Below are 24,966 nucleotides of genomic sequence, written 5' to 3' on the forward strand. Positions count from 1 at the left end.
TCAAGGCGCTCGACACGCTTTACGATCCAACCGTGGTCTTTACGCTGGGCGCATCTTTCTGATCGCCTAGCGGGTCAGCGACCACGCGCTAAGGGGGCGGCTTCGGGGGAGGCCGCCCCCTTTTTCGTGCGCGCGGCGCACGCAGGCGCTTCAACGCAACGCGCTTGACGATGTCGACGAACCGTGCAAATCCGTCGACCAATTGAAGAAGTCGGAGAGTATTCCCCCATGGCTCAAGCGTCTCAAGCTTCTCAGAGCGTTTCCGTTCCTCCCGTCCCGCCCCCAAATCCTCCGGCGCGCGGCGAGCGAAGTCCCGGCGTCAAGCTGGTCATCGCGGTGCTCATTGCGGTCGCGCTGATGGTTCCCCTCCTCATGATCTATGGCCTGCTCTGGGATCGCCAGCAGCAGGCCGAAACCGCACAAGCCTCGATCGGCCAGGGCTGGGGCGGGCAACAGACGATCGCCGGGCCGGTAATCGTCATCCCCTATCGCGCCACCGAAACGACCACGGTCACCGAAAATGGCAAGGACGTCACGCGGACGGTGGACACGATCCGCAACCTCTATCTCTCGCCGCAATCGAACAAGGCCGATGTCGTCATCAAGCCCGAAAAGCGGAAGAAGGCGATTTACGAGACTGTCGTATATGAAAGCCAGATTTCGGGAAGCGCCGATTTCGCGCTGCCTGCCGACATCGCGCGCTTTGGCGTGGCGCGCGAGGCATTGATGCTCGACCGCGCCGAGGTGCGCCTCGGCGTCAGCGACGCGCGCGGGCTCGTCGACGGCAACAGTCTCGCGGTCAACGGCACCCCGCTCGCGCTTCAGCCCGGCAAAGGGCTGCTCTCGACCGGCAATTCGGGCACCTTCGCCTTCGTCGACTGGACCGCCGCGGCGCCGCTGAAGGTCGATTACAGGATCGGCGTGCGCGGGCTCGGCGATTTCAAGCTGATCCCGCGCGGGGTCGATACGCGCTGGACGGTGAAATCCACTTGGCCGAACCCGAGCTTCGGCGGCGATTTCCTGCCCGCGAAACGCGATGTGAAGGGAAGCGGCTTCACCGCGACCTATGCGATCCCGAACCTCGCACTCGGACAGGCGCAGGTGCTGACCGGCGACCTCTCGCCGCCCGTCACGACCAATTATGGCCGGCGCGATGCCTATATGGATGCGTCCGTCGAGATGGCGGCCGCGAACGACGGGAGCACGGCCGAAGCGTCGGGCGGCACCGCCAAGGCGGTGGCAATCAGCCTGATCGAGCCCGTCGACCTGTACAGCCAGGTCGACCGCAGCATCAAATATGGCTTCCTGTTCATCGGCTTCACCTTCGTCGCCTTTTTGATGTTCGACATCATCGCGGGCGCGCGGGTGGCACCGGCCGAATATTTGCTGACGGGCGTCGCGCTGGTGCTGTTCTTCGTGCTGCTGCTCGCCTTTGCCGAGGTGATCGGTTTCACCTTCGCCTATATGCTGGCGTCGGCAGCGATCATCGGGCTGCTCGCTTTCTATAGCGCGGCGGTGCTGAAAAGCTGGAAACGCGCGCGCTTCCTCGCGGCGATGCTCATCGGGCTATATGCGCTGCTTTATGTGCTGCTGAACCTCGAGGCCTATTCGCTGCTCATCGGTTCGGTGCTGATGTTCTTCGCCCTTGCCGGGGTGATGTACATGACGCGCAACATCGACTGGGGCGGGATCGGCAAGAAGGATGAGGTTGCCGCCTAGGTGAACCCCGGCGAAGGCCGGGGCCCAGAAACCGAGCACAAACCTCCGTGGGCCCCGGCTTTCGCCGGGGTTCACATCATCCGGCTACCGCCAGCGCAGATTTTGGGGGCCGAGATCCGACAGGGTCCTGGCCCCCATCAATTTCATCCCCCGCTCCATCTCCGTGCGGAGCAGCGCGAGCGCGCGCGCGACGCCATCCTCGCCCGCCGCGGCGAGCGCGTAGAGATAAAGCCGCCCGCCCGAGCACGCCTTCGCGCCGACCGACAGCGCTTTGAGCACATGCGTCCCGCGCGTGATGCCGCCGTCGCAGATGACTTCCAGCCTGTCGCCGACCGCGTCGACGATCTCGGCGAGCGCGTCGAAGGGCGAAATGCTGCCGTCCAATTGCCGCCCGCCATGGTTCGACACCATGATCGCGGTCGCGCCGATGTCGGCGGCGCGCTTCGCATCCTCGACCGCGACGATGCCCTTCAAACAGAAGGGGCCGTCCCACTGCTTGCGGATCGCCTCGGCGCGTTTCCAGTCGAGGCTCTGGTCGAGCATCGAGGTGAAATATTCGGCGACCGATTTGGGGACGCTCGACCCTTCGGAGACATGCGTGGCGAGGTTCGGCAGGCTGAATTTCTCGCGCAGCATATAGTTTAACCCCCAGCCGGGCTTGGCGGCGTAGGAGAGCATGTTCCGTGCCGTGAAGCGCGGGGGCGAGGTGAAGCCCGAGCGTAGGCAGCGTTCGCGGTTGCCGCCGACGATCGTGTCGACGGTGAGCGCGACCGCGTCGAATTTGGCGTCGCGCGCGGCATCGAGCATCGCGCGGTTGAGCCCTTCGTCGTGGTGGACATAGAGCTGGAACAGCTTGGGGCCATCGGTGAGCGCACCCGCTTCGGCGAGGCTGATCGTCGCGAGGCTCGAGATGCCCGCGACGGTGCCGGCGTTCGCGGCGGCGCGCAGCACTGCGCGTTCGCCCTGCCAGTGGAAGAGGCGCTGGAGCGCGGTTGGCGAGAGGAAGAGTGGCATCACCATCTCGCGCCCGAACAAGGTCGTGCGCATGTCGACGCTTTCGACCCCGGCGAGGACGCGCGGGATGAGGTCGCAGCTATCGAAGGCTTCGCGGTTGCGGCGGCGGGTGACCTCATCGTCGGCGGCGCCGTCGATATAATCGAACACCGGCCACGGCAGACGCCGCTTCGCGAGCGCGCGGAAGTCGTCGATATTGTGGCAGTCGGTGAGTTTCATGCTGGCCCTATTCCCCGTCATTGCGAGCTCTTCGACTGCCTTGCAGGCGCTCAGGATAAACTCGCGCGTTGCGCGAGCGAAGCAATCCAGAGCGGTTTACGCAACTCTGGATTGCTTCGCTGCGCTCGCAATGACGAATTTAAAAGACCGTCCGCGCCGCCACACTGCCCTTGGTCGCAAAGCTGAAGCGCGGTTCGACGGCGAGCTTCGGGTCGAGGATATGCGCGGCGACGCGCTTGCCGACCGCAGGCCCGTTCTTGAACCCGTGCCCCGACCCGCCGCCGACGAGCCAGACGCGATCCTGTCCCGGGAAGCGGTCGATCAGATAATCGCCGTTCGAGCTATTCTCATATTGGCAGACGCGCCCGCCGATCAGCGGCGCGTTGGCGAGACCGGGAAAGCGTTGCGTGAGATAGGCGCGCGCCTCAGCGATCCCCGCCGGGGAAAGCTGCCGCTCCATCGTGTCGGGATCGACCACCGGGCCATGGACGTCGATCGCGATCTTGAATCCCGCGCCTTCGAGGTCGGGGATGCCATAGACGATGCGGCCGTTGTTGAAGTCGGCCCACACGGGCAGCTCGGGCGACGCAAAGCGCGTGTCGCCCTGCGGCGCGCCGAAGTGATAGACTTCCTGCCGCGTCGCGACGACTTTGTTCATCAGCTGCTGCGGGAACAGCTCGGCGAGCCACGGCCCGGCGGCGTAGACAAGATGATCGGCGGTGCCGCCGTCGGGGAGCGTGTGTTTCTTGATCCGTTTCGAAAACAGCGGTGCGGGCATGACGACGCGTTCGACCTCGATCTGCGCGTCGGCGATGACTTCCTGCACGCCGCGCGCTGCAATCAGGGCGCCGGCCTCGGTTTCGAGGATGCCGGTTTCGCCCTGGTAGAATTGGATCTGGCGATATTTATTCTGCAGCCAGCTGACGTCGCCCTGTTCGTGGCCGACGCGGTTCGCTTGTAGCCAGGCGAGCGATTGCGCGGTGTAGGCGTCGCCCTGCGGGGCGAACCAGAGGACGCCGGTGTTGTGAAAGATCGGCGCGCTCGCGGTGTCGGAGAGGTCTTTCCAATATTTGAGCGAGTCGCGCGCCATTTCCGAATAGATGATGTCGGCGCCGTATCCCATGCGGATGACGCGGCTCTCGCCGCCCGACGAGGCGCGTGCGTGGCCCGCGCCATAGGCGTCGAAGAGGCGCACGCTCTTGCCCGCGCGCAGCAAATGCCACGCGGTCCATGCGCCGAACACGCCCGCGCCGATGATCGCGACGTCGACATGCTGGATCCTGGGCTTGGCGGGTTTTCGCTTCTTCGGCTTGCGTTCCTTGCGCTCGGCCGCGGCGGCCGTCGCGGCGACGGGCAGCGCGGCGAGCCCCGTGAGCAGCGCGCGGCGGGTCGGCACGTCAGCGGCCAACGGTCGCGCCCTCGTTCTTCTTGTAATAGCGATAGCCGCCGATCCACGTTTCGAGCGGGGTCATCTTGCGAATTTCGTCGGGGCTGGCGAGCATCGGGTCGGCCTCGACGATCAGAAAGTCGGCGCGCATCCCGGGCATCAGCGTGCCGATGCGGTCTTCGGCGAAACCGGCGAAAGCCGCGGTGCGGGTGAAGCCGTCGAGCGCGGTTTCGCGGGTCACGATTTCCTCGGGGCGCCAGCCGCCGAAGGGCTCGCCCTTGGCGTCGGTGCGCGAGATCGCGGCGGCGATGCCGGGGAAGGGGTTCGCGCTTTCGACCGGCACGTCGGAGCCGAAGGCGAGGCGAGCGCCCGCTTTTTCAAGACTGCGCCACGCATAGGCACCTTTGAGGCGATCGGGGCCGAGGCGCGCTTCGGCCATTGTGCGGTCGCTCGTCTGGTGGACGGGCTGCATCGACGCGATGACCTTCAATTGCGCGAAGCGCGGGATGTCGACGGGGTCGATGATCTGCGCATGTTCGATGCGCCAGCGGCGCTCGCCGGGCAGGTCGGCGGTGAGGTCGGCGATCGCGTCGAGCGCCTCGGCATTCGCCGCGTCGCCGATCGCGTGGATCGCAACCTGGAACCTGTCCATCGACGCGCGCACCATCTTGTTGCGGAGCTGCGCGGGGGTGAGGAGGGGCAGGCCCTTCTGTCCCGGCGCATCGCTGTACGGCGCCTTCAGCCAGGCGCCGCGCGATCCCAAGGCGCCGTCGAGGTAGAGCTTCACCCCGACCATGCGGAGGCGGTCGTCGTAGAGCCACGGCGTCGGTTCGGACCCCGCGATGATCGCCATATTGTCGATGTCGCCGCCATAGCTCAGGATGCGCACGGCGAGCTGTTTCTTGTCGCCCGCGCGGCGATAGGCCTGCCAGTCCGCGATGCTCGTTCCCATGTCGGCGATCGCGGTGATACCCTGTTCGAGCAGCTTCTGCTGCGCCAGATAGAGCGCGCGGTCGAGGTCGCGCGCGAGCGGCTTGGGCTTGGCGCTGTCGACGAGGCTCATCGCGGCGTCGACGAAAACGCCGCTTGGCTTGCCGCCCTCCATTTCGATGCGACCGCCCTCGGGCGACTTGCTCGCGGGCGTGATCTTCGCGGCGGTCATCGCCGCCGTGTTCGCCCAGCCGGCATGGCCGTCGACGCGCTCGAGCCAGACGGGGCGGTTCGGCACCGCGGCGTCGAGGTCGGCACTGGTGGGGAAACGGCCGAGGCCCCATTTTTCCTGATTCCAGCCCGAGCCGATGATCCACGGCATTTCGGGATTGTCGGCGGCATATTTGCGGATCGCCGCCTGCGCCTCGGCGAGGCTGTTGGTGTTCGACAGGTCGAGCAGCATGAGCTGGAAGCCCAGACCCATGATATGACCGTGCGCGTCGATCAGGCCCGGGATCAGCGTGCGGCCCTTGCCGTCTTCCTTGAAATCGGGGCGTTCGGGGCGCTTGTCCTTGCGGTCGAGCAGCTGCTTGACCTTGCCCTGCGTATCGATGACGAGACCGGTGAAACGGACGAGTTTGCCGTCCTTGTCGAGCGTGATGCCGTTGACGTTGTCGACGAGCGTGTCGGCGTGCGCGGGAGCGGCGAGAAGAAGCGCCAACGATGCCAGAGCGAGGCGCTTCACTTCGGAATCCTCGTCACGAGCGAGCTGGTGTCCTTTCGTCCGCCGCCGGCCTTTTGCACATCGGCGTAAAATTGGTCGACGAGGCTCGCGACCGGCAGCGTCGCGCCGTTGACCCGCGCTTCGTCGAGCGCGAGGCCGAGGTCCTTGCGCATCCAGTCGACCGCAAAGCCGAAGTCGAACTCATCTTTCGCCATCGTGCCCCAGCGGTTGAGCATCTGCCAGCTCGCCGCGGCGCCGCCCGACACGGCTTCGAATACCTTATCGGTGTCGAGCTTTGATGCCTGCGCAAAACGCAAGGCTTCGGAGAGCCCCTGAACGACGCCGGCAATCGCGATCTGGTTGACCATCTTGGTCGTCTGGCCCGCGCCGGGGCCGCCGATATGCACCATGCGCGCGGCATAGGCGCGCATTACCGGCTCGGCGGTTTCGAACGCGGCCTTGGTGCCGCCGCACATGATCGAGAGCGTGCCGTTCTGCGCGCCCGCTTCGCCGCCCGAGACCGGAGCGTCGACGCAAAGCAAGCCCAGCCCTTCGGCTTCGACCGAAAGCTGGCGCGCGATTCGTGCCGAGACGGTGGTGTGATCGATGAACAGCGCCCCCTTGCGCATCGCCTTGAACGCGCCGTCGCGGCCGAGCGTGACCTGCGCCAAATCGTCGTCGTTGCCGACACAGGTCAGGACGACATCGGCGTCGCTTGCGGCCTCTGCGGGCGTGGCCGCCGCCGCGCCGCCATATTGCGCGACCCAGGCGTCGGCCTTGGCGCGCGTGCGGTTGTAAACGGTGAGGTCGTGGCCCGCCTTGACGAGGTGGCCTGCCATCGGTCCGCCCATGACGCCGGTGCCGATGAAGCTGATGCGCAATTTTTGTTCGCTCATGACCAGGTCCATAAGCATAGTTTGCGCAGCGCGCCAGATAGGCTAGTGCGCTTGCCGTTATGACAGATCAACTCACCCTGACCGCCGCCGCCGATTTTCCGGCGATCACATTGGACGATGTGCGCGCGGCGGCGGGGCGAATTAACGGCGCGGTCGTGCGGACGCCGACGCTCCATTCGCAGACCCTGTCCGAGATGGTCGGCGCCGAGGTCTGGCTGAAGTTCGAGAATCTGCAATTCACCGCGGCGTATAAGGAACGCGGCGCTTTGAACGCGCTGCTGCTGATGGACGAGGAAGCGCGCGCGCGCGGCGTGATCGCGGCGTCGGCGGGCAATCATGCGCAGGGGCTCGCCTATCATGGCAAGCGTCTCGGCGTTCCCGTCACCATCGTGATGCCGAGCACGACGCCGCAGGTGAAAGTGTCGCAGACCGCGAGCCACGGCGCCACGATCGTGCTGTTCGGCGAGAAGTTCGATGATGCCTATGCGCATGCGCGCGAGCTGGAAGTCGAGCGGGGGCTGACCTTCGTCCATCCCTTCGACCACCCGCACGTCGCGGCGGGGCAGGGGACCGTCGCGCTCGAAATGCTCGAGGATGTGCCCGAGCTCGACACGCTGATCGTCCCGATCGGCGGCGGCGGGCTGCTCGCGGGCATGGGCACCGCGGCGCGCGGGATCAAGAACGACATGCGCCTCGTCGGGGTTCAGGCCGAGCTGTATCCGTCGATGTATGCCGCGCTGAACGGCGTCGATATGGCGTGCGAGGGCGACACGTTGGCCGAGGGTATCGCGGTGAAGGAGCCGGGCGCCTACACGCGCAAGCTCGTCGCCGAACTCAACGACGACATCGTGCTGGTTGCTGAGCGTCATCTGGAACGCGCGGTCAGCCTGCTGCTCCAGATCGAAAAGACGGTGGTCGAGGGCGCGGGCGCCGCGGGGCTCGCGGCGATGCTCGCGCATCCCGAGGAGTTTGCCGGGCGGAAAGTGGGCCTGGTGCTGACCGGCGGCAATATCGACACGCGCCTGCTCGCCAATGTGCTGCTGCGCGACCTCGCGCGCTCGGGGCGCATCGCGCGCCTGCGCATCCGGCTGCAGGATCGGCCGGGCGCGCTGTTCAAGGTGATGAAGCTGTTTGACGAGAAGCAGGTCAACATCATCGAAATCTATCACCAGCGTATCTTCACGACGCTGCCCGCAAAGGGTCTGATCACCGACATCGAATGCGAAGCGCGCGATCGCGAGCATCTCGACAGCCTCGTCACCGCGCTCCGCGATGCGGGTTATATGGTGACAACGGTGGAGCTCGCGTAACTTCCCCTCCCGCGCGCGGGAGGGGCTTGCTATGCTCCACCGATGAAAGACTTCACCCTCTCTCTAACCGCTACCCCTGACGCCATCGACGAGCTGGGGCATGTCAACAATGCCGTCTGGGTCCAGTGGATCCAGCAGGTCGCGACGGGGCATTGGGACGCGGCGGCGCCGCAGAGCCACAAGGACGCCTATATCTGGGTCGTGGTGCGGCACGAGATCGATTATCTCCGCGCGCTTGGCCCGGGCGAGCGGGTGACCGCGCGGACATGGGTCTCCGACAAGCCGCAAGGCGCGAAGTTCGACCGCTTTATGGAATTCACCGGCGCCGACGGGAAGGTGCATGTGCGGGCGCGGACGGTATGGGCGCTGCTCGACAAGGCGAGCGGTCGGCCGCTTCGGGTGACGGACGACGTGGTCGCGCCCTTCCTCGATTAGCGCGACTCCGGCGCGGCGCGCTGGCGAAGAGGCCGCTCTTTGAGTGCCTTCAAGGTTTTCAATATCATCGCGTGCACATCGCCGGTCTCCTCGAAAAGTCGTTTGTACACGCCGGTAATCTCTTCGCTATACGTGCCGAGCATCGCCAGTTGGGCACGGCCTTTGTCGGTCAGGCGAAACAGCTTGCGACGCGCATCGGCGGGATCGGGATGCTGGGTCACAAGGCCGAGGCGCACGAGCGCCGGACATTTCTGGATCACCAGCTGGTGCGACTGCTCGAGCGTTCGCGCGAGTTCGGCGGCTGACGCCTCTCCCGCCTGTCCGAGCGCGGTGAGGAGCGAACAGGATTTCACCGGGATGACGATGCCCGCCGCATCGAACAGGTCGCGCGTCTGGTCCTCGATGGTCTGGCTCAGCGCTTCGCTGAGCCGGCCGAGGAAGGAAATGTCGTCGAGGCCAGTTGAGTTGTCAGTCGAGGCGGGCATAGCTTTGGGTCGTTCCATCGCGGTTGATGCGTTCCAGCGCGACGATCTTGCCCGCCTTGCGCGCGATGTGGAAGCGGAAGTCGTCGACGCCCTCAATCGCGAACAGGTCGTTGCCCAGCGGTTCGAGCTCAAGGCGGAAACGCTCGCGCCAGGTATAGAGGGGCTTGCCGTCGACGATGTCGATGCGCCGGCCCTCATAGCGGCCTGCGATCGCCTTGAGGTTGGCGGGTGCGGAGCGGACCGGCTGGGCTCGCGCGGCGAGCAGCGGCGCGAACCAGTCGGCGTCGGCCTGTTTCGCGGGATTGGTTTTGGCGACGTCGGCCAACGCAAGGCGATGCGCGACGATCAGCGCGTCGGCCGATGCGACGCCATGATCGGGGGTGACGCCCTGTCCTTCGAAGTCGCCGCGATCGACGGGGTCGTGGATCTGGCCGATCGGGACCTGTACGAAAAAATCGGTCCCCACCGGCTTGCGATCGACCGGATGCGCGCCGCCCGCGGTGCGTTCGCCGACCAGCGTCGCGCGGCCGAGCTTGTGAAGCGAATAGGCGAACCATTCGGCCGCCGAAAAGCTGGTCGATGATGTCAGGACATAGACGGGCTTGTCGGTCAGCCGTTTCGCGGGGATGGCGGGAAGCACCCATTGGCCGCGTTCGACGCGACGGCCGTCGTCGTTGTAGTAATAGTCGAACAGCTCCTGGTCCTTGTCGCCGCGAAAAAGCTGGCTTGCAAGCAGCTGCGCCATCTCGAGATGGCCGCCGTTATTATAACGCATATCGTAGATGACGGCGTCGCTGTTCTCGATGAAGCGCATCGCGGCGGCGGCGGCGTCATAACCGAGTTCGGGATCGGCGAAATGGGAGAGGCCGACATAGGCGATATTGCCCTCCAGCCGGCGGAGATCGGCAAAGCCGAAATTTGTCCGCGCTTCGTCACGCCGTTCGGTCTCGCGCAATGCGGCGGCGCGTGCGGGGTCTTTCCGCGCGGCATAGTCGGCGGCGAAGGCTGGATCGACGCCGACGAAGAAATGAAGATCGTTGCTCGCCGCGAGCAGATCCCTGGTCAGCGCGCGGGCGAGGGCGTCCTTGTCGTGCGCATCGTCATAATCGCCCTTGTCGAGATGCGCGCGAAGCGTCGCGGCGATGCTCTTCGCCTTGTCGGCGAAGACATAATTAGCCTCGAGCGTCCGGCCGAGCTGGGCGACAACCCTTTGCCGGTCGGCCGCGGTGAGCGGCGCGTCGCCGGTCGCGCCGACGCCGAACAACCACGCTGCCGCAACGATCATGGCCGACCCGAATTTCCTCATATGCAGCATCGATTCTTCGCCTTCGACTCATATATACAATATATTGCGCAATATATTGTATAGTTCCGATGGGCAAGGGCCGATTTGCGTCCTGTCAGGCGTAGGCCACCCAGCCGTGCCAGGTGAAGGCCGCGTAGAATTGCTCGACACCGGTGAAACCCGCAGCGCGCAAGACCTCTTCGTCGGCCTCTGGGCTCAGCATCGCGACATGCGTGGCGACCGCCTCGCGGCCCTTGGCGACCTGTTCGGGATCGCCGCCCGATGCGATGGCAAAGGCGGCATAGCGGTCGAGCCAGCGGTCGCGTGTCCCCTCGCCTTGGGGAAAGCTCCCGTGCGCGGCGACGAAGGGTGCGCCGGGTTTGAGGCGGGCGCGGATTTCCGCTGCGGTGCGGACACGTTCTTCGACCCCGAGGAAGTGGAGAGTGAGAAGGCAGGTCGCGCCGTCGAAGGGGCCCGCGGGGGCGTCGTCGATGTAGCCTTCGACAAGGTTGGCGCGGTGCGCGTTCGAGCCCATGACGTCGGCCGCGAGATCGAGCATCGGACGCGCCGGGTCGACGCCGGTGAACCGCCAGCCCGGATGCGCCTCGGCCATTGCCTTGAGTTCGCTGCCGCCGCCGGCGCCGAGGACAAGGATGTGCGCATCGCGCGGCGCCCGTTCGGCGAGCAGCAGGCCGGTCATGCGGTGGAGCCCGTCGAGGCCCGGCACGAAGCGCCGCGGCCCCTCGGTATAGCGCGCGACCGCGGCGGGGTCCTTGAAACTGTCGAGGAAATGCTGGGCGCCGTCAGCCATGGATATGCTCCTGCGGGTTGGTGGATCGCGCGGCCATGCGCGCGTGAAAGTCGGCCGCGAGCTCGGCGAGCGTCACCCGTTCGAAGCGTGCGAGCAGCAGTGCCTCGGCGTCGCGAAAGCCGGTGTCGAGCGCGGCGTTGACCGCCTGTTCGACAAGGCAGCCGGGCGCTTCGGTGCGGTTGCCCATCGCCATCAGGCTTGGGCCCCCGATCGCGTCATAGACGTCGCGCATCGTGATGCTGGCCAGATTGCGCGCGATCGTCCAGCCGCCGCCATGGCCCTTTTCCGAATGGACGAAGCCCGCATCGCGCAGCCCGCCGAGGATGCGGCGGATGACGACGGGATGCGTCTGCATCGCCTTCGCCAGCTGGTCCGAAGTCATCGGCTGGGCCTGCTCGGCCATGTGGAGGAGGACGTGGAGCACGCCCGAGAGTCGGCTGTCGCGTTTCATGTAACTTTAAATAGTGCGTGAAATGATCTGGTCAAGGCATAGAGCGGCATTCATGCAAATCCGCCCCGCCATAACCGCCGACGCCGCCGCAATCTGGTCGATCATCGAACCCGTGATCCGCGCAGGCGAAGCCCTGACGCTCGACCGCGATATGCGCGAGGCCGATGCGCTCGCCTATTGGATCGGCGCCGACAAGGAGGCGTTCGTCGCCGAAGACGGCGGCGCGATCCTCGGCACCTATTATCTGCGCGCCAACCAGACGGGCGGCGGCGCGCATGTCGCCAACGCGGGCTATGTGACCGGCGCGGCGGCGACGGGGCGCGGGGTGGCGCGCGCGATGGGCCTGCACTCGATCGACCATGCGAAAGCGCGGGGTTTTCGCGCGATGCAGTTCAACTTCGTCGTCAGCGCGAATGTCCGCGCAGTCGGGCTATGGCAGTCGCTGGGGTTCGAGGTGGTCGGCCGCCTGCCGGGCGCGTTCGACCATCCGGCGGAGGGTTTCGTCGATGCGCTGGTGATGTTCCGCTCGCTCTAGCTCGCGGGAACTTTCGGTGGGTGCGGCCGTATCTTGGCGGTCCGATATTCGCTCATGGAGAGATGTCATGGAAACGCAAGAGCTGCACCGCGGTCGCCTGATCGACCATATCCAGCTGGTCGTCGCCGACTTGTCCGCCAGCCGCAAATTTTACGGCGCGATCTTTGAGATCCTCGGCGTGCCGATCGGCGGGGAGGCCGATGATTATTTCTGGGTCGACGAACTTTTCGTGTCGACCGCCGACAGCGAGGCGGCGCTGGGCAAGCTGACCGGGCGGCATCATCTGGCGTTCCAGGCCAAGGACCGCGCGACGGTCGACGCGTTTTACAACGCGGGCTTGGCCTCGGGTGGAGAAGATAATGGTGCACCGGGCGAGCGGCCCTATCATCCGGGCTATTATGCTGCCTTCCTGCTCGACCCCGCCGGCAATAATATCGAGGCGGTCTATCATGGCGAGCATCAGCGCAGCGCGCCGTCGGTGAAAATCCGCTTCTAGCGCGCGGACATGGTCGCAGCGCCAAGCGGAGCTTGATCGCCGCGCGACGCGCTGTTAGGTCGGCCGCGATGACCAACGACCGATCCCTGCGATTCAAGGCATATTGGCGCTCCTTTACCTAGGAGCGGCATGGCATCACCCTATGACCATCGCCGCCGTGTTCGGACAAGGCGAATGGTCATCATCACACCACAACCCCCGGTCACGGCGTGCGCTTTTTGAAGAAGACGCGACATGACCGATACCTTGCTTGCCCTGTCGACCGACCATTGCCGCATCACCCCGCTTTATGCCGATGATGCGCGCGCGCTGTCGATGATCACCGACGAGACGGTGACGTCGCAGGTCCATTTCCTGCCTGCACCCTTCACCGAAAGCGACGCCCGCGCGCTGATCGCCGGGTCGGGCGGTGGCGATGTGTTTCATGCGGTGCGCGACGCGCGCGGACTCGATCTCAATGGCGTGATCGGCGTCCACCGCCGCAGAGGCCATGAATATGAGATCGGTTACTGGTTCGCCGCGCGCGCTCGCGGACGCGGCATTGCGACCGAAGCGGTGCGCGCGGTCGTCGATGCGCTCGTTTCGACACGGCCCGGCTGCTCGATCGTCGCCGAGTGCCATCCCGACAATGATCGGTCGCGCGCGCTGTTGCGGCGGGTCGGCTTTGTGTCGACGGGGCTGGCGGGGCGGCGTCCCGGACGGATGCTACTGTCGTGGCGCGCCGCGCCCGCCTATCGCATCGACGTGTGTTAGGTGGGCGACGCGACCTCTTCGATCAGCGCCTTGACGATCGCGGCGACCGAGGTGGGGGCATATGCGAAGCCCATATGGCCGCAGTCGACCTCGACCTGCCGGTCGCTTTCGTGCGGCTGGCCGCGCGCGCTGCTCACCGCGACGACGCCATCATGTTTCGACCACAGCGCGAAGGTCGGCATTTCGGGGCGCGGCGCCGGGTGGAAATCGATCGGCGGATTGTCGACCGGATGGCGCGCGACAAGGTGATACAGGCGCCACGCGCGGTTGGCGCGGCGGCTGCCCGAAAAGGGTGAACCGAGCGTGACGACACGCGCGACCTTGCCCGGATGATGCTTGGCATATTCGCGCGCATAGATGCCGCCGAGGCTCCACCCGACGAGCGCGGGGGCATAGCCGGTGCGATCGATGATCCATTGCACGCGGGTGTCGATGCGTTCGATGATATCGGGGGTCGCGCCGCGATTGAAGCCGAGGCCCCAGGCGTAGCAGCGAAAGCCCGCACGGCGCAGGTCGGCGCGCAGCGCCTTGGTCGCCCAGTCGCCCGACAGGAAGCCGGGCAGCACCATCACCGGCGGATGCTCGCTGTCGGGATTGGGCTCGGGCGGCATCGCGCGGATGCGCCCGGTGATGGCGCGCGCCAGCGCCCCGATCTCGCGCCACAGCAGCGTCAGCGGCGGCGGCGCGTCGGGGTCGGGAATGCGCGCGGGCCATTCGGCGCGCCGGGTGAGGAAACCGCGGATCATGGGGGGCGATATAGTCATCATCGTTCCCCGGCGAAAGGGATTGGGTTAGGCGCTATTTCTTTGGAACCAGCTTCACCAGCTTGCCATCCGCGCCATCGATGAGCAGCCACACCGTTCCGTCGCCTCGCACCTCGACCTCGCGGATACGGGTGCCGAAATCCCAGCGATCGGATTTGTGCAGCTTGTCGCCGTCGACGGCCATGCGGATCAGCCCTTCCCCCGACAGGGCGCCCATCAAGAGGCTGTTCTTCCAGCCGGGATAGGCATCGCCGCCATACCAGACGAGCCCCGCGGGCGAGACCGACGGATTCCACCACAGCTTCGGCGCCGCGAATTCGGGGCGGGTCGGGTGGTCGGGAATATCCTTGCCGTCGTAATGGTCGCCGTTCGACACGATCGGATAGCCGAAATTGGCCTTGGCCGCGACCAGGTTGACCTCGTCGCCGCCCTTCGGCCCCATTTCCTGGTTCCACAGCTTGCCCGTGCCGTCGAACGCGAGGCCGAGGATATTGCGGTGGCCGAGCGACCAGATCTGTGCGGTGACACCGCCCCCCTCTGAATCCTTGGCGCCGGCGAAGGGGTTGTCGGCGGGGACGCTGCCGTCGGGGTTCAAGCGGACGATCTTGCCCAGATTGGCCTTCATGTCCTGCGCCGGGTCGAATTTCTGCCGCTCGCCCGAACCGATGAACAGATATTTGCCGTCGGGCGAGAAGGCGAGGCGGTGCGAATAATGGCCGCGACCGCTGACCTTGGGTGACTGGGTCCAGATCGTCCTGAGCCCCTCCAGCCTTGGCGCCGCGCCCTGCACCAGCTTTGCCATGCCGACGACCGCGCCATAGGTGCCGCCTTCGCCGGGTTCGATCCAGCTGAGATAGATGGTGCCGGTGGCCGCGAAATCGGGGGCGACGATGACGTCGCCGAAGCCGCCCTGGCCGCCATAGGCGACCGTCGGGACGCCCGCGACGTCGAGCGTCGGGCCGCTCTCCTGCCACAGTTTCAGCTTGCCCGCTTTCTCGGTGATCAGCGCGGCGCGGGTGCCGGGGACAAAGGTCATCGCCCAAGGTTCATCGAAGCTCGCGATTTCCTGGACCGTGAAGGGGGCGTCGGCGAGCGGCGCCGCGGGCTGCGCGCCCGAGGCGTCGAGCTTCGCGGTATCGGCGGGTGCGGCTTCGGACGACGCGGGCGCGGCCGTACAGGCGGCGACGGCAAGCGCGGCGATCAGGGCAAGGTGCGGCAAATTCTTCATCGGACGGCTCGCTTTGCTGGGGAAGGACGCGGCAATCTGACGCGGTGCCGTGGCAAAGTCGAGAGGCCTTGCGCGGTTTAGCGGTTCGCCGCTTCGCGCCGCGCGGTGATCGTCTCGACGCTGTCCATGATCGCATCGACCGCCTCGCTCGCGGGCGGCGCATCGGCGCGTTTCTGCGAAAACTGGCCGCTGTTCATGATTTCCTCGAGCGCGGCGCGGGCCCGCGAAACACGGCTTTTCATCGTGCCGAGCGCGCAGTCGCAAATTTGCGCGGCTTCCTCATAGGACATGCCCCCGGCGCCGACGAGGATCAGCGCCTCGCGCTGGTCCTGCGGCAATTCCATCAGGCCGCGCTGCAGGTCGGCCATCTCGCCGCTGTCTTCCTGGCTGGCCGGGGTCGACAGCGTGCGCTCGACCGCGCTCTCGTCATATTCGCCGCGAAACTTGTTGCGGCGCATCTGCGACAGGAAAGTGTTGCGCAGGATGACGAAAGTCCACGCCTTGATCGACGTCCCGCGCTCGAACCGGTCGCGCGACGCCCAAGCCTTGACCATCGTGTCCTGCGTCAGATCGTCGGCAAGGTCGGGGCTGCCCGACAGGCTGCGGCCATAGGCGCGCAAATGGGGGATGACGCTGGCGAGCAGCGTCTTGAATTCAGTATCGGACAGACTGTTTTCGGTCTGCGGCGGGGCCGCAGCGGTGGGTCCGGTCATTATTGCTTCGAGCTTTTCTGATCGAGCTGGGAAAGAAGGTCGAGCATATTGTCGGGCAATTGTTCGGCGACGATGTTGCCATAGATCAGGCGCAGCTTCGCGCTGACGGGCTCGGGCGCCTGTCGACCTGTCAGGGTGCGGTGCCACTGATCGCTACCAGTACCGGGAAAGCTACCCTGGCGATGCGGCGCATCGGTGATCGGGTGCGGGGTGCCCTTGCCGTTCATCCTGTTGTTGCCTTGCGTAGCCATGACGGAGCAACGACGGGAATCGCCGCTGGTTCCCCCGCCATCGGATTTTGCGATGAATGGTGTTGCGCCAAAAGCACAGCGGGCGGCGCGGCGCCGGGCGGTTGCTGCCTTCTTGGGTGCGCTTTCGGTTCCCATAAGGGATTCAACCCGCTAAGCCCTATCTCCATTCAGCGGCGCTTCAGGGCGCCCAACCGATCAGGACTGTGTGACCAGCGACCAAACGCCCCAACCGCTCGACGATGCCAGCTTCAAGCAGGAATTGGCGGCCATGCTGCCCCACCTGCGTGCGTTCGGACGCAGCCTGACCGGCAATGCCGACCTTGCCGACGACCTGGTGCAAGAAACGATGTTGAAGGCGTGGAAGGCGCGCGCGCAATATGTGCCGGGGCCCGCCAGCATGAAAAGCTGGGCGTTCGTCATCCTGCGCAACTGTTTCCTGTCGCAGATGCGGCGCAAGAAATTCACCGCCGAATATGACGAGCTGGCGGCCGAACGCCTGCTCGTTGCGCCCGACGACCAGGACGACAGCCTGCACCTCGCCGATGTGCAGCGTGCGCTGATGATGCTGCCCGTCGACCAGCGCGAGGCGCTGGTGCTGATCGGCGCGGGGCAGCTGTCCTATGAGGAAGGCGCCGCGATCTGCGGCTGCGCCGTCGGGACGATGAAAAGCCGCGTGTCGCGCGGCCGCGCGGCGTTGCAGACGATATTGGAAAGCGGCGAAATGCCGCGGCGTAGCACCGATCAGCTGCCGTCGAGCGACGTGTTCCAGTCGATCATGGACGACGTCGACCAGTTGACCGCGAACGGCCCGAGCGGGGATTGAGCCGAATCAGGCCGCGAGTTGCGGCGTGAAGAGCAAGCTCTGGCTGATCGCCGCGCGCACGGTATTTTCATGGAACGGCTTCGAAATCAGGAAGGTCGGCTCGACCCGTCCACCGGTCAGCAATTGTTCGGGAAAGGCGGTGATGAAAATCGCGGGCACGGGGGCCAACGCCAATATGTCCTGCACCGCGTCGATCCCCGAGGACCCGTCGGCGAGCTGGATGTCGGCGAGCACCAGCCCGGCATCGGTCGCCTCGAAAGCAGCGATCGCGTCGTCGTGCGTCGTCGCGATCCCGGCGACGCGATGGCCGAGGGCGCGGACGATCGCTTCGAGTTCCATCGCGATCAGCGGTTCGTCCTCGATAATCAGCACCGAGGTCGGCGATTCGCGGTCGAGGTTGCCGACCGCATCGGTGAGCAGTGTTTCGACGGTCACGCTATCGGTTCCGGTGATCAATCCGGCCTCTTCGACCGAAAAGCCTTCGAGCGCGGTGAGCAACAGGATCTGACGGCCGAGCGGGGTCATTTGCGCCAGGCGCTGGTTCGCGGCGCGGACGAGCGGATTCTCGCCGTCGTCGCTGCCTTCGCCGTCGTCGATATAGGCGCTTTCCCAGATCCGGTGAAAACCGCGATAAAGGTCGATCCGCGTGCCGTGGCCGCTGTGAAATTCCTCGGGCGCTGCAACGATCACTTCCAGCAGGACATGGACAAAATTGTCGCCATGCTGCTGGCTGCCCGTCAGCGCGCGCGCATAGCGGCGCAGGAAGGGCAGATGTCCGCGGATTTCTTCACCCAATGTCATCAATATTCCTCCCTCTGACGCCAATCATACGCGTCCCGACATGGGTCGGTTCCCCCGGCTCGGGTTCGAAATGCGGCGCGGGCGGCTGCAACTTGTCGCGCGATGGTGCGTAGAGTCAGCCGGGACGCGACGGGTCATGGCGTAAGCAGGTGGAATTGCACTACTTTCCTTATCGCATGGCCAGCATGCTTTTGTAGGGACCATATTCATGGCAGAGCGGCCCTGGGCAATGAGCGAAGAGGGCTCGGCGCCATCGACAGAAAACGAGGGGCGCGGCTTGGCGAACGAGAGAGACGAGGATGTCGCGGCGCGGGCCGAACGCCTGCGCCTCGATACGCTTCGCGAATATCGGATCATGGACACCGCACCCGAGCCGGCCTTCGACCGGGTGACGAAAATGGTCGCCGAGCTGTTCGGCGTGCCGATCGCGCTGGTGTCGCTGGTCGACGATTGCCGCCAATGGTTCAAATCGGCCTATGGCCTCGACACCTCCGAAACCCCGCGCGAGATGAGCTTTTGCCAATATGTCATCGCCGAGGAGCGGCCGGTGATGGTCAGCGACGTCCTGGGTGACCCGCGCTTTCGCGATAATGTGCTGGTGACCGGCGATCTTCATATCCGCTTCTATGCCGGGGTGCCGCTGCGCGCCTATAATGGCGCGATCCTCGGCAGCCTTTGCGTGATCGACCGCGAGGAGCGCGGGCCCTTGACCACCGTCGAACTCGAGCGGTTGGAGGATTTCGCGGGGATCATCATGGCCGAAGCGGACCTGCGCCGGATCGGCGCCGAGCGCGACGAGGCGCGCCGGGCGCTCGAACGCGCGCTGGATTTTTCGGGCATCGCGACATGGCAATATGACGCGCGGACCGATCGCCTGCGCACCCAGGGCGCCGGCGCCGAACTATGGGGTTCGGGTTTCGAGACGATGCTGGCGACCGGCAACGGCTTTTTCGGCCTTGTCCACCCCGACGACCGCGCGGCGCTGCGCGCGATACTCGAGGAATCGATCGCGAACGGCACGCCCTATGCGGCCGAATATCGGGTTTTGAATCCCGAAAGGGGGGTGCGTTGGAATGCCGTGCGCGGCGACTGGGACGTGCGGTCGGACGATGCCATGCTGACCGGGGTCAGCATCGACATCACCGAACAGAAGAGCCGGCAGGAAAATGCCAATCTGCTGATGCGCGAGCTGCATCACCGGATGCGCAATCTGTTCGCGACGGTCAGCGCGATCATCTCGTTGACCCGCCACGCCGCGCGCGACGTCGACGATTATGTCGAACGGATCAGCAGCCGATTGGACGCGCTCAACCGCGCGCAAAATGTGCTGCTCGGCGCCAATTTCATGACCGGGTCGATGCACGCGCTGATGCGCGAGGTCGAGGCCGCCTTTTCACGCATCCGCTGGTCGGGCCCCGACCTGCTGCTTCCCGAAAACGCGCTGGTCGCGATGGCGCTGCTGTTCAACGAGCTCGCGACCAATGCGGCCAAGCATGGCGCGTTGACGAGCGAAGGGGGACGCGTCGAGGTGCGTTGGTCGCAGGATCCCGAGGATAGCGAGCCGCGCCTGTTCCGCCTGACCTGGGCCGAAAGCGGCGGCAAGGACGTGGTGGTCGCCCCCGATCGCACCAGTTTCGGCACCTTGCTGATGGAACGCAGCGTGCGCAACAATCTGGGCGGCACGATCGAACGGCGCTGGGAGCCGACGGGGCTGGTCGTCGATATCGCGCTGCCCGCGCGCTGGCGCGAGGCTTAGGGTCCGTACTCAATTACCGCGCGACGGCGCGATAATTGAGTACGGACCCTAACGCTTCGGCGATTTGTTCCTTTTTTGTTCGATATGCTATGCGGACGGGATGAGTGATGCGCCAATTCTGATTCGGCCCTGGACGGTCGAAGTAGCCTGATGGCGAAGGCGAAGCCCTGGCTCGAACCGCATCCGGGCGGGCTCTATGTGAAGCCCGCCGACCTGTGGATCGACCCGTCGCGGCCCGTCGAGCGTGCTGCGGTGACCCACGGCCACGCCGACCATGCGCGCAGCGGGCATGGCGCTGTGTTCGCGACCGCAGAGACGCTGGCGATCATGGCGCTGCGCTACGGTGTCGATGCGGCGGCGAGCCATAATCAGGCGTTCGAATATGGCGACGGGTTCGAGCGCGGCGGGGTGCGCTTCAGCTTCCATCCCGCGGGACATGTGCTCGGCAGTGCGCAGATATTGATGGAATATCGGGGCGAGCGGATCGTCATCACCGGCGATTACAAGCGGCGCCCCGACCCGACCTGCGCGCCGTTCGAGGTCGTGCCGTGCGACATCTTCATCACCGAGGCGACTTTTGGGTTGCCGGTGTTTCGCCACCCGCCGACCGAGGACGAGATCGCCAAGCTGATCGGCGCGGTGCGTGCCGAGCCCGACCGGGCGGTGCTCGTGGGTGCCTATGCGCTGGGCAAAGCGCAGCGCGTGATCGCGGAGTTGCGCGCGGCGGGATGGGATGCGCCCATCTATATCCATGGTGCGCTCGAGAAAATGTGCCAGCTTTACGCGGTGCATGGCGTCGACCTCGGCGATCTCAGGTTCGTCGGCGAAGCCTACAAGGCCGAGATGGCGGGGCAGATTGTGTTGGCGCCACCCTCGGCGCTGAACGACCGCTGGTCGCGGCGGCTGCCCGATCCGGTGACCGCGATGGCGTCGGGCTGGATGCGCGTGCGCCAGCGCGCGCGGCAGCGGATGGTCGAGCTGCCGCTGGTGATTTCGGACCATGCCGACTGGGACGAACTGACGACAACGATTGCCGAGGTGAACCCCAAGGAAAGCTGGATCACCCATGGCAGCGAGGAGGGGCTGCTGCGCTGGTGCGAACTCCACCAGCGCAAGGCGCGTGCGCTGCATCTGGTGGGCCGCGACCTGGAGGAAGAGGCGTGAAGCGCTTTGCGGCTCTCATCGATCGGCTCATCTACACACGCTCGCGTAATACCAAGCTCGCGCTGATTGTCGATTATCTGCGGCACACGGCGGACCCGGATCGGGGCTGGGCAATCGCGGCGCTGACCGAGAGCCTCGATTTTCCGGCGGTGAAGGCAGGGACGGTGCGGGCGTTGCTCGCGACGCGGGTCGATGAGGAATTGTTCCGGCTGTCGCGGCACTTCGTCGGCGATACCGCGGAGACTGCGGCGCTGCTCTGGCCGGAGTCGAATCCCGTTCGTGGTGAGGAGCGATTGAGCCCGGCGAAGGCGCGTCTCGAACCACCTGCAGCGGCCCTTCGAGACGCCCCTTCGACAAGCTCAGGGGCTCCTCAGGACAAACGGATTTCTATTTCGGTCGCCGAAGCCGTCGACGCCCTCTCAGCCGCCACCCGCAGCGATGCCCCCGCAATCGTTGCGTCGCTGCTCGACCGGCTCGACGCCGATGGGCGCTATGCGCTGCTCAAACTCGCCTTGGGCGGCATGCGCGTCGGGGTATCGGCGCGGCTCGCCAAACAGGCGTTTGCGCAGGCGTTCGAGGTGCCCGTCGACGATGTCGAGGAGCTATGGCACGCGATCCCGCCCCCCTATGCGCCGCTCTTCGCGTGGGGCGAAGGACGCGCCGAACGTCCCGATTTGGCGGACGTCGCTTTCTTCCGCCCCTTCATGCTCGCGCATCCGCTCGAAGGGGAAAGCGTCGACCTCGCCGACTATGCCGCCGAATGGAAATGGGACGGTATTCGCGTCCAGATCGTGCGCGGCGGCAGCGAGACGCGGATCTACAGCCGCGGCGGCGAAGAGATCGGCGGCGCCTTTCCCGAACTCGTCGCGGCGTTCGACCAGGATGCGGTGATCGATGGCGAACTGCTCGTGCGCGGCGAGGTGCAGGGCGGGCCAGAAAGCCAAGGAGGGGCCGCGAGCTTCAACGCGTTGCAGCAGCGGCTCGGGCGCAAAAATGTGTCGAAGAAGATGCTCGTCGACTATCCGGCGTTCGTGCGCGTCTATGACCTGCTCGCGGTGGATGGAAACGATCTGCGGAACCTGCCTTGGACCGAGCGGCGGCGGCAACTGGAGGCGTTCGTACTGCGCCTCGCCGACAGCCATTTCGACCTGTCGCAGGTGATCGACGCGAAGGACTTCGACGACCTCGCCGAGCGCCGCGCGGGTGCGCGCGATGCGGCGATCGAGGGGGTGATGCTCAAGCGCCGCGATGCGCCCTATGTCGCGGGGCGTCGCGCAGGGCTCTGGTATAAATGGAAGCGCGACCCGCTCACCGCCGATTGCGTGATGATGTACGCGCAGCGCGGCAACGGCCGCCGCGCGAGCTTCTATTCGGATTACACCTTCGGCTGCTGGTCCGACGCGGGCGAATTGCTGCCCGTCGGCAAGGCCTATTCGGGCTTCACCGATGAGGAGCTCAAATGGCTCGACAAGTTCGTGCGCGACAACACGCTGAACCGCTTCGGCCCGGTGCGCGAGGTCGAAAAGTCGCTCGTGCTCGAAGTCGCCTTCGATTCGATCCATGCGTCGAAGCGTCACAAGTCGGGGCTCGCGATGCGCTTCCCGCGCATCGCGCGCATCCGCCGCGACAAACCCGCCGAAGAGGCTGACCGGATCGCGACCTTACAGGCGATGGTGACCTGAAGGAAAAAGACCTCCTCTGAAGGGGAGGGGCTTTAGAGGCGGAAAATTTGCCGTCACAGGGTTGCAACCCCGGGCCCCGATACCGAGTTTAAGGCCGCAAACCCCTCAAAACAAAATGGAGACTGCCATGACGATCGCTCTTCCCCCGCTGCCCTATAAGCAGGACGCGCTCGAGCCGCATATTTCGGCCGACACGCTGGCGACGCATCATGGCAAGCATCACAAGGCCTATGTCGACAAGGTCAACGCCGCGATCGAAGGCACCGAGCTGGCCAGCAAGTCGCTCGAGGAAATCGTCCACCATGCCGAGGGTGCGGGGAACAAGGGATTGTTCAACAATGCCGCCCAGTCGTGGAACCATGCCTTTTACTGGAACAGCCTGAGCCCCGAAAAGACCGCACCCAAGGGCGACCTGCTCGCGGCGATCGAGCGCGATTTCGGTTCGCCGGACGACCTCAAGAAGAAGCTCAAGGAAACAGCGGTCAACCATTTCGCGTCGGGCTGGGCGTGGCTCGTCTCGCGCGACGGCACGCTGTCGGTTACCGACACGCACGACGCCGGCACCGAATTGACCTTGGGCATCAAGCCGCTGATCGTGATCGATGTGTGGGAGCATGCCTATTATATCGACCGCAAGAATCTGCGTCCGGCCTATGTCGACGCGGTTGTCGACGAGCTGCTCAACTGGGATTTCGCGGCGGAAAATTTCGCGCGCGAGACGACCTGGACCTATCCGGTCTGACCAAGAAATAATCTGGCCTTGATGTCCTATCCTCATGGCGGCGCGTCTTCTATAGCGCCGCCATGACCATCAGCCTCTTCGAACTTTTCAAAATCGGTGTCGGACCGTCGAGCTCGCATACCGTGGGCCCGATGGTCGCGGCGCGGCGTTTCACCGTCTGGCTCGACGAGCAGGCGCTGCTGGGCAACACTGCGCATGTCGAGGCCGACCTTTACGGCTCGCTCGCGCTGACCGGCAAGGGGCACGCCGCCGATACGGCGGTCGTTGCGGGTCTCGCGGGCGAAATTCCCGCATCCACCAGCCTCGCTGCGATCCAGGCGCATTGGGACCGCGCGACCAGCGAGGGCTTTCTCTATCTGCTCGGTCGCCAGCGCGTCCGTTTCCAGCCCGCGCGCGACCTTCATTTCCAGATGCGTCAGCGCCAGCCCTTTCACAGCAATGCCGTGAGTTTCACCGCGCGCGACGGCGACGGCGAGATTCTTGCCAAGCGCATGTATTTCTCGATCGGCGGCGGCTTCGTCGTCGACGAGGACGAGGCGGGGCGCAACAGCCGCGGCGCCGAGGACGAGGTCGAATTGCCCTTCGCTTTCACCTCGGGCGCCGACCTGCTCACCATGGGCGCCGCGTCGGGCAAGAGCTTTGCCGAGATGATGCTCGAAAACGAGTTGGTTCATCGACCGCTCGAAGAAGTGGAGGCGGGTCTCGACGCGATTGCGGGGGCGATGGACGCGTCGATCGACGCCGGCTGCTGCAGCACCGGAATCCTGCCCGGCGGGCTCAAGGTCAAGCGCCGTGCGCCGCAGATCGCCGCCGACATCCGCAATCGCCACGAGGCGAATCTGACCGACCCGCTGGCGATGATGGACTGGATCAACCTGTGGGCGATGGCGGTGAACGAAGAAAATGCCGCGGGCGGCAAGGTCGTCACCGCGCCGACCAACGGCGCCGCGGGGATCATCCCCGCGGTGATCCGCTTTTACCGGCGCGGTTATCGCGGCGACGACGCCGGCGTGCGCACCTTCCTGCTCGCGGCGGGCGCGGTCGGCGCGCTCTACAAGCGCAATGCCAGCATCTCGGGCGCCGAGGTCGGTTGCCAGGGCGAGGTCGGCGTGGCTTGCTCGATGGCGGCGGCGGGGCTGACCGCGGCGCTCGGCGGCACCAACGCGCAGGTCGAAAATGCCGCCGAGATCGGCATGGAACATAATCTCGGCCTCACCTGCGACCCGATCGGCGGGCTGGTGCAAATCCCGTGCATCGAACGCAACGCGATGGGGGCGATCAAGGCGATCGACGCGAGCCGCATCGCGATGATCGGCGACGGCACGCATGTCGTCAGCCTCGACACGGTGATCGCGACGATGCTGCAAACCGGTCGCGACATGCGCGACAAATATAAGGAAACGTCGAAGGGTGGGCTTGCGGTCAGCGTCGTGGAGTGCTGATAGCGCGAGCAGACCTAAGGAGACTCGTGCCATGAAGACCCGCGCCGCCGTTGCGTTCGAAGCGAAGAAGCCGCTCGAGATTGTCGAGCTCGACCTTGAGGGGCCGAAGGCGGGCGAGGTGCTGGTCGAGATCATGGCGACGGGCATCTG

25 protein-coding genes and 1 pseudogene are annotated in these 24,966 nt (G+C 65.5%); 13 read left to right on the forward strand and 13 right to left on the reverse strand.

Going from position 1 to position 24,966, the window contains the following annotated elements:
- Positions 1-324 precede the first annotated feature (324 nt).
- Entirely contained in the window at positions 325-1,719 is a 1,395-nt protein-coding gene (creD, locus tag V6M50_RS06480; RefSeq protein WP_443030490.1) for a cell envelope integrity protein CreD, read from the forward strand.
- Positions 1,720-1,803: 84 nt separating this feature from the next.
- On the opposite strand, the gene V6M50_RS06485 is transcribed toward creD, so the two are convergent.
- From V6M50_RS06485 to V6M50_RS06500, 4 genes are all read right to left on the reverse strand, one after another.
- Positions 1,804-2,952 carry an alpha-hydroxy acid oxidase gene (locus tag V6M50_RS06485; RefSeq protein WP_332817741.1) on the reverse strand — a complete coding sequence of 383 codons (1,149 nt, stop codon included), beginning with the start codon at positions 2,950-2,952 and terminating at the stop codon, positions 1,804-1,806.
- Positions 2,953-3,091: 139 nt separating this feature from the next.
- Complete coding sequence (locus tag V6M50_RS06490) at positions 3,092-4,360, reverse strand: FAD-dependent oxidoreductase (protein WP_332817742.1); 1,269 nt, start codon at positions 4,358-4,360, stop codon at positions 3,092-3,094.
- Entirely contained in the window at positions 4,350-6,014 is a 1,665-nt protein-coding gene (locus tag V6M50_RS06495; RefSeq protein WP_332817743.1) for an amidohydrolase, read from the reverse strand. The genes V6M50_RS06490 and V6M50_RS06495 overlap by 11 nt, the downstream gene beginning before the upstream one ends.
- Positions 6,011-6,889, reverse strand: a complete 879-nt coding sequence (locus V6M50_RS06500) for an NAD(P)-dependent oxidoreductase (protein ID WP_332817744.1) — start codon at positions 6,887-6,889, stop codon at positions 6,011-6,013. Before V6M50_RS06500 ends, V6M50_RS06495 begins: the two co-directional genes overlap by 4 nt.
- 59 nt (positions 6,890-6,948) lie before the next feature.
- Between V6M50_RS06500 and V6M50_RS06505 the strand changes: the two genes are divergently transcribed.
- Positions 6,949-8,199, forward strand: coding sequence for a threonine ammonia-lyase (locus V6M50_RS06505; protein ID WP_332817745.1), 1,251 nt, complete (start codon positions 6,949-6,951; stop codon positions 8,197-8,199).
- Between the two features lie 42 nt (positions 8,200-8,241).
- The gene (locus tag V6M50_RS06510) at positions 8,242-8,634 is read left to right on the forward strand and encodes an acyl-CoA thioesterase (RefSeq protein ID WP_332817746.1); all 393 of its coding nucleotides are present in this window, start codon (positions 8,242-8,244) and stop codon (positions 8,632-8,634) included.
- Here V6M50_RS06510 and V6M50_RS06515 read toward each other — a convergent pair.
- From V6M50_RS06515 to V6M50_RS06530, 4 genes are all read right to left on the reverse strand, one after another.
- Positions 8,631-9,119 (reverse strand): MarR family winged helix-turn-helix transcriptional regulator, encoded by a 489-nt coding sequence (locus V6M50_RS06515; protein WP_332817747.1) that lies wholly within the window; start codon positions 9,117-9,119, stop codon positions 8,631-8,633. The two genes, V6M50_RS06510 and V6M50_RS06515, sit on opposite strands and share 4 nt — an antisense overlap.
- A complete protein-coding gene (locus V6M50_RS06520) occupies positions 9,103-10,434 on the reverse strand; it encodes a S41 family peptidase (protein WP_332817748.1) in 1,332 nt (443 codons plus the stop codon). Before V6M50_RS06520 ends, V6M50_RS06515 begins: the two co-directional genes overlap by 17 nt.
- An 85-nt stretch (positions 10,435-10,519) precedes the next feature.
- A complete protein-coding gene (locus V6M50_RS06525) occupies positions 10,520-11,215 on the reverse strand; it encodes a class I SAM-dependent methyltransferase (RefSeq protein ID WP_332817749.1) in 696 nt (231 codons plus the stop codon).
- A complete protein-coding gene (locus tag V6M50_RS06530) occupies positions 11,208-11,666 on the reverse strand; it encodes an RrF2 family transcriptional regulator (RefSeq protein WP_332817750.1) in 459 nt (152 codons plus the stop codon). The genes V6M50_RS06525 and V6M50_RS06530 overlap by 8 nt, the downstream gene beginning before the upstream one ends.
- A 52-nt stretch (positions 11,667-11,718) precedes the next feature.
- On the opposite strand from V6M50_RS06530, the gene V6M50_RS06535 reads away from it, so the two are divergent.
- The 3 genes from V6M50_RS06535 to V6M50_RS06545 all read left to right on the forward strand — a co-directional run bounded on the left by V6M50_RS06535 (position 11,719) and on the right by V6M50_RS06545 (position 13,450).
- Entirely contained in the window at positions 11,719-12,201 is a 483-nt protein-coding gene (locus tag V6M50_RS06535; RefSeq protein WP_332817751.1) for a GNAT family N-acetyltransferase, read from the forward strand.
- A gap of 67 nt (positions 12,202-12,268) precedes the next feature.
- A complete protein-coding gene (locus tag V6M50_RS06540) occupies positions 12,269-12,697 on the forward strand; it encodes a VOC family protein (protein WP_332817752.1) in 429 nt (142 codons plus the stop codon).
- 234 nt (positions 12,698-12,931) lie between these two features.
- On the forward strand, positions 12,932-13,450 hold the full coding sequence (locus V6M50_RS06545) for a GNAT family N-acetyltransferase (protein ID WP_332817753.1): 519 nt from the start codon (positions 12,932-12,934) through the stop codon (positions 13,448-13,450).
- On the opposite strand, the gene V6M50_RS06550 is transcribed toward V6M50_RS06545, so the two are convergent.
- The 4 genes from V6M50_RS06550 to V6M50_RS06565 all read right to left on the reverse strand — a co-directional run bounded on the left by V6M50_RS06550 (position 13,447) and on the right by V6M50_RS06565 (position 16,406).
- A complete protein-coding gene (locus V6M50_RS06550; protein WP_332817754.1) occupies positions 13,447-14,196 on the reverse strand; it encodes an esterase/lipase family protein in 750 nt (249 codons plus the stop codon). The two genes, V6M50_RS06545 and V6M50_RS06550, sit on opposite strands and share 4 nt — an antisense overlap.
- 52 nt (positions 14,197-14,248) lie before the next feature.
- Entirely contained in the window at positions 14,249-15,442 is a 1,194-nt protein-coding gene (locus tag V6M50_RS06555) for a PQQ-dependent sugar dehydrogenase (RefSeq protein WP_332817755.1), read from the reverse strand.
- Between the two features lie 77 nt (positions 15,443-15,519).
- Positions 15,520-16,155, reverse strand: a complete 636-nt coding sequence (locus V6M50_RS06560; protein ID WP_332817756.1) for a sigma-70 family RNA polymerase sigma factor — start codon at positions 16,153-16,155, stop codon at positions 15,520-15,522.
- Positions 16,155-16,406, reverse strand: a complete 252-nt coding sequence (locus tag V6M50_RS06565; RefSeq protein ID WP_332817757.1) for a NepR family anti-sigma factor — start codon at positions 16,404-16,406, stop codon at positions 16,155-16,157. The genes V6M50_RS06560 and V6M50_RS06565 overlap by 1 nt, the downstream gene beginning before the upstream one ends.
- 205 nt (positions 16,407-16,611) lie before the next feature.
- Between V6M50_RS06565 and V6M50_RS06570 the strand changes: the two genes are divergently transcribed.
- Positions 16,612-17,229 (forward strand): sigma-70 family RNA polymerase sigma factor, encoded by a 618-nt coding sequence (locus V6M50_RS06570; RefSeq protein ID WP_332817758.1) that lies wholly within the window; start codon positions 16,612-16,614, stop codon positions 17,227-17,229.
- 6 nt (positions 17,230-17,235) lie between these two features.
- On the opposite strand, the gene V6M50_RS06575 is transcribed toward V6M50_RS06570, so the two are convergent.
- A complete protein-coding gene (locus V6M50_RS06575; protein ID WP_332817759.1) occupies positions 17,236-18,030 on the reverse strand; it encodes a response regulator in 795 nt (264 codons plus the stop codon).
- Positions 18,031-18,307: 277 nt separating this feature from the next.
- Here V6M50_RS06575 and V6M50_RS06580 point away from each other — a divergent pair, with 277 nt between their 5' ends.
- The 6 genes and pseudogenes from V6M50_RS06580 to V6M50_RS06605 form a co-directional block, all read left to right on the forward strand.
- On the forward strand, positions 18,308-19,786 hold the full coding sequence (locus tag V6M50_RS06580) for a sensor histidine kinase (RefSeq protein WP_332817760.1): 1,479 nt from the start codon (positions 18,308-18,310) through the stop codon (positions 19,784-19,786).
- Between the two features lie 150 nt (positions 19,787-19,936).
- Complete coding sequence (locus tag V6M50_RS06585) at positions 19,937-20,950, forward strand: ligase-associated DNA damage response exonuclease (RefSeq protein WP_332817761.1); 1,014 nt, start codon at positions 19,937-19,939, stop codon at positions 20,948-20,950.
- Positions 20,947-22,632, forward strand: coding sequence for a cisplatin damage response ATP-dependent DNA ligase (locus tag V6M50_RS06590; RefSeq protein ID WP_332817762.1), 1,686 nt, complete (start codon positions 20,947-20,949; stop codon positions 22,630-22,632). The genes V6M50_RS06585 and V6M50_RS06590 overlap by 4 nt, the downstream gene beginning before the upstream one ends.
- Positions 22,633-22,759: 127 nt before the next feature.
- The gene (locus V6M50_RS06595) at positions 22,760-23,374 is read left to right on the forward strand and encodes a superoxide dismutase (RefSeq protein ID WP_332817763.1); all 615 of its coding nucleotides are present in this window, start codon (positions 22,760-22,762) and stop codon (positions 23,372-23,374) included.
- Between the two features lie 62 nt (positions 23,375-23,436).
- Positions 23,437-24,816, forward strand: coding sequence for an L-serine ammonia-lyase (locus V6M50_RS06600; protein WP_332817764.1), 1,380 nt, complete (start codon positions 23,437-23,439; stop codon positions 24,814-24,816).
- 31 nt (positions 24,817-24,847) lie between these two features.
- Positions 24,848-24,966 (forward strand): annotated as a pseudogene (locus V6M50_RS06605) (S-(hydroxymethyl)glutathione dehydrogenase); the annotation flags it as partial.

Source organism: Sphingopyxis sp. (assembly GCF_036675685.1).
Taxonomy (GTDB): Bacteria; Pseudomonadota; Alphaproteobacteria; order Sphingomonadales; family Sphingomonadaceae; genus Sphingopyxis.

Bases quoted from the DNA above. Each gene is read 5' to 3' on its own strand.
- V6M50_RS06550 (WP_332817754.1), bottom strand. From the start codon at position 14,196: ATGATCCGCGGTTTCCTCACCCGGCGCGCCGAATGGCCCGCGCGCATT.
- V6M50_RS06595 (WP_332817763.1), top strand. From the start codon at position 22,760: ATGACGATCGCTCTTCCCCCGCTGCCCTATAAGCAGGACGCGCTCGAG.
- V6M50_RS06540 (WP_332817752.1), top strand. From the start codon at position 12,269: ATGGAAACGCAAGAGCTGCACCGCGGTCGCCTGATCGACCATATCCAG.
- V6M50_RS06575 (WP_332817759.1), bottom strand. From the start codon at position 18,030: ATGACATTGGGTGAAGAAATCCGCGGACATCTGCCCTTCCTGCGCCGC.
- V6M50_RS06525 (WP_332817749.1), bottom strand. From the start codon at position 11,215: ATGGCTGACGGCGCCCAGCATTTCCTCGACAGTTTCAAGGACCCCGCC.
- V6M50_RS06515 (WP_332817747.1), bottom strand. From the start codon at position 9,119: ATGCCCGCCTCGACTGACAACTCAACTGGCCTCGACGACATTTCCTTC.
- V6M50_RS06560 (WP_332817756.1), bottom strand. From the start codon at position 16,155: ATGACCGGACCCACCGCTGCGGCCCCGCCGCAGACCGAAAACAGTCTG.
- V6M50_RS06530 (WP_332817750.1), bottom strand. From the start codon at position 11,666: ATGAAACGCGACAGCCGACTCTCGGGCGTGCTCCACGTCCTCCTCCAC.
- V6M50_RS06600 (WP_332817764.1), top strand. From the start codon at position 23,437: ATGACCATCAGCCTCTTCGAACTTTTCAAAATCGGTGTCGGACCGTCG.
- V6M50_RS06585 (WP_332817761.1), top strand. From the start codon at position 19,937: ATGGCGAAGGCGAAGCCCTGGCTCGAACCGCATCCGGGCGGGCTCTAT.
- V6M50_RS06565 (WP_332817757.1), bottom strand. From the start codon at position 16,406: ATGGCTACGCAAGGCAACAACAGGATGAACGGCAAGGGCACCCCGCAC.
- V6M50_RS06485 (WP_332817741.1), bottom strand. From the start codon at position 2,952: ATGAAACTCACCGACTGCCACAATATCGACGACTTCCGCGCGCTCGCG.
- V6M50_RS06545 (WP_332817753.1), top strand. From the start codon at position 12,932: ATGACCGATACCTTGCTTGCCCTGTCGACCGACCATTGCCGCATCACC.
- V6M50_RS06555 (WP_332817755.1), bottom strand. From the start codon at position 15,442: ATGAAGAATTTGCCGCACCTTGCCCTGATCGCCGCGCTTGCCGTCGCC.
- V6M50_RS06520 (WP_332817748.1), bottom strand. From the start codon at position 10,434: ATGCTGCATATGAGGAAATTCGGGTCGGCCATGATCGTTGCGGCAGCG.
- V6M50_RS06510 (WP_332817746.1), top strand. From the start codon at position 8,242: ATGAAAGACTTCACCCTCTCTCTAACCGCTACCCCTGACGCCATCGAC.
- V6M50_RS06535 (WP_332817751.1), top strand. From the start codon at position 11,719: ATGCAAATCCGCCCCGCCATAACCGCCGACGCCGCCGCAATCTGGTCG.
- V6M50_RS06500 (WP_332817744.1), bottom strand. From the start codon at position 6,889: ATGAGCGAACAAAAATTGCGCATCAGCTTCATCGGCACCGGCGTCATG.
- V6M50_RS06505 (WP_332817745.1), top strand. From the start codon at position 6,949: ATGACAGATCAACTCACCCTGACCGCCGCCGCCGATTTTCCGGCGATC.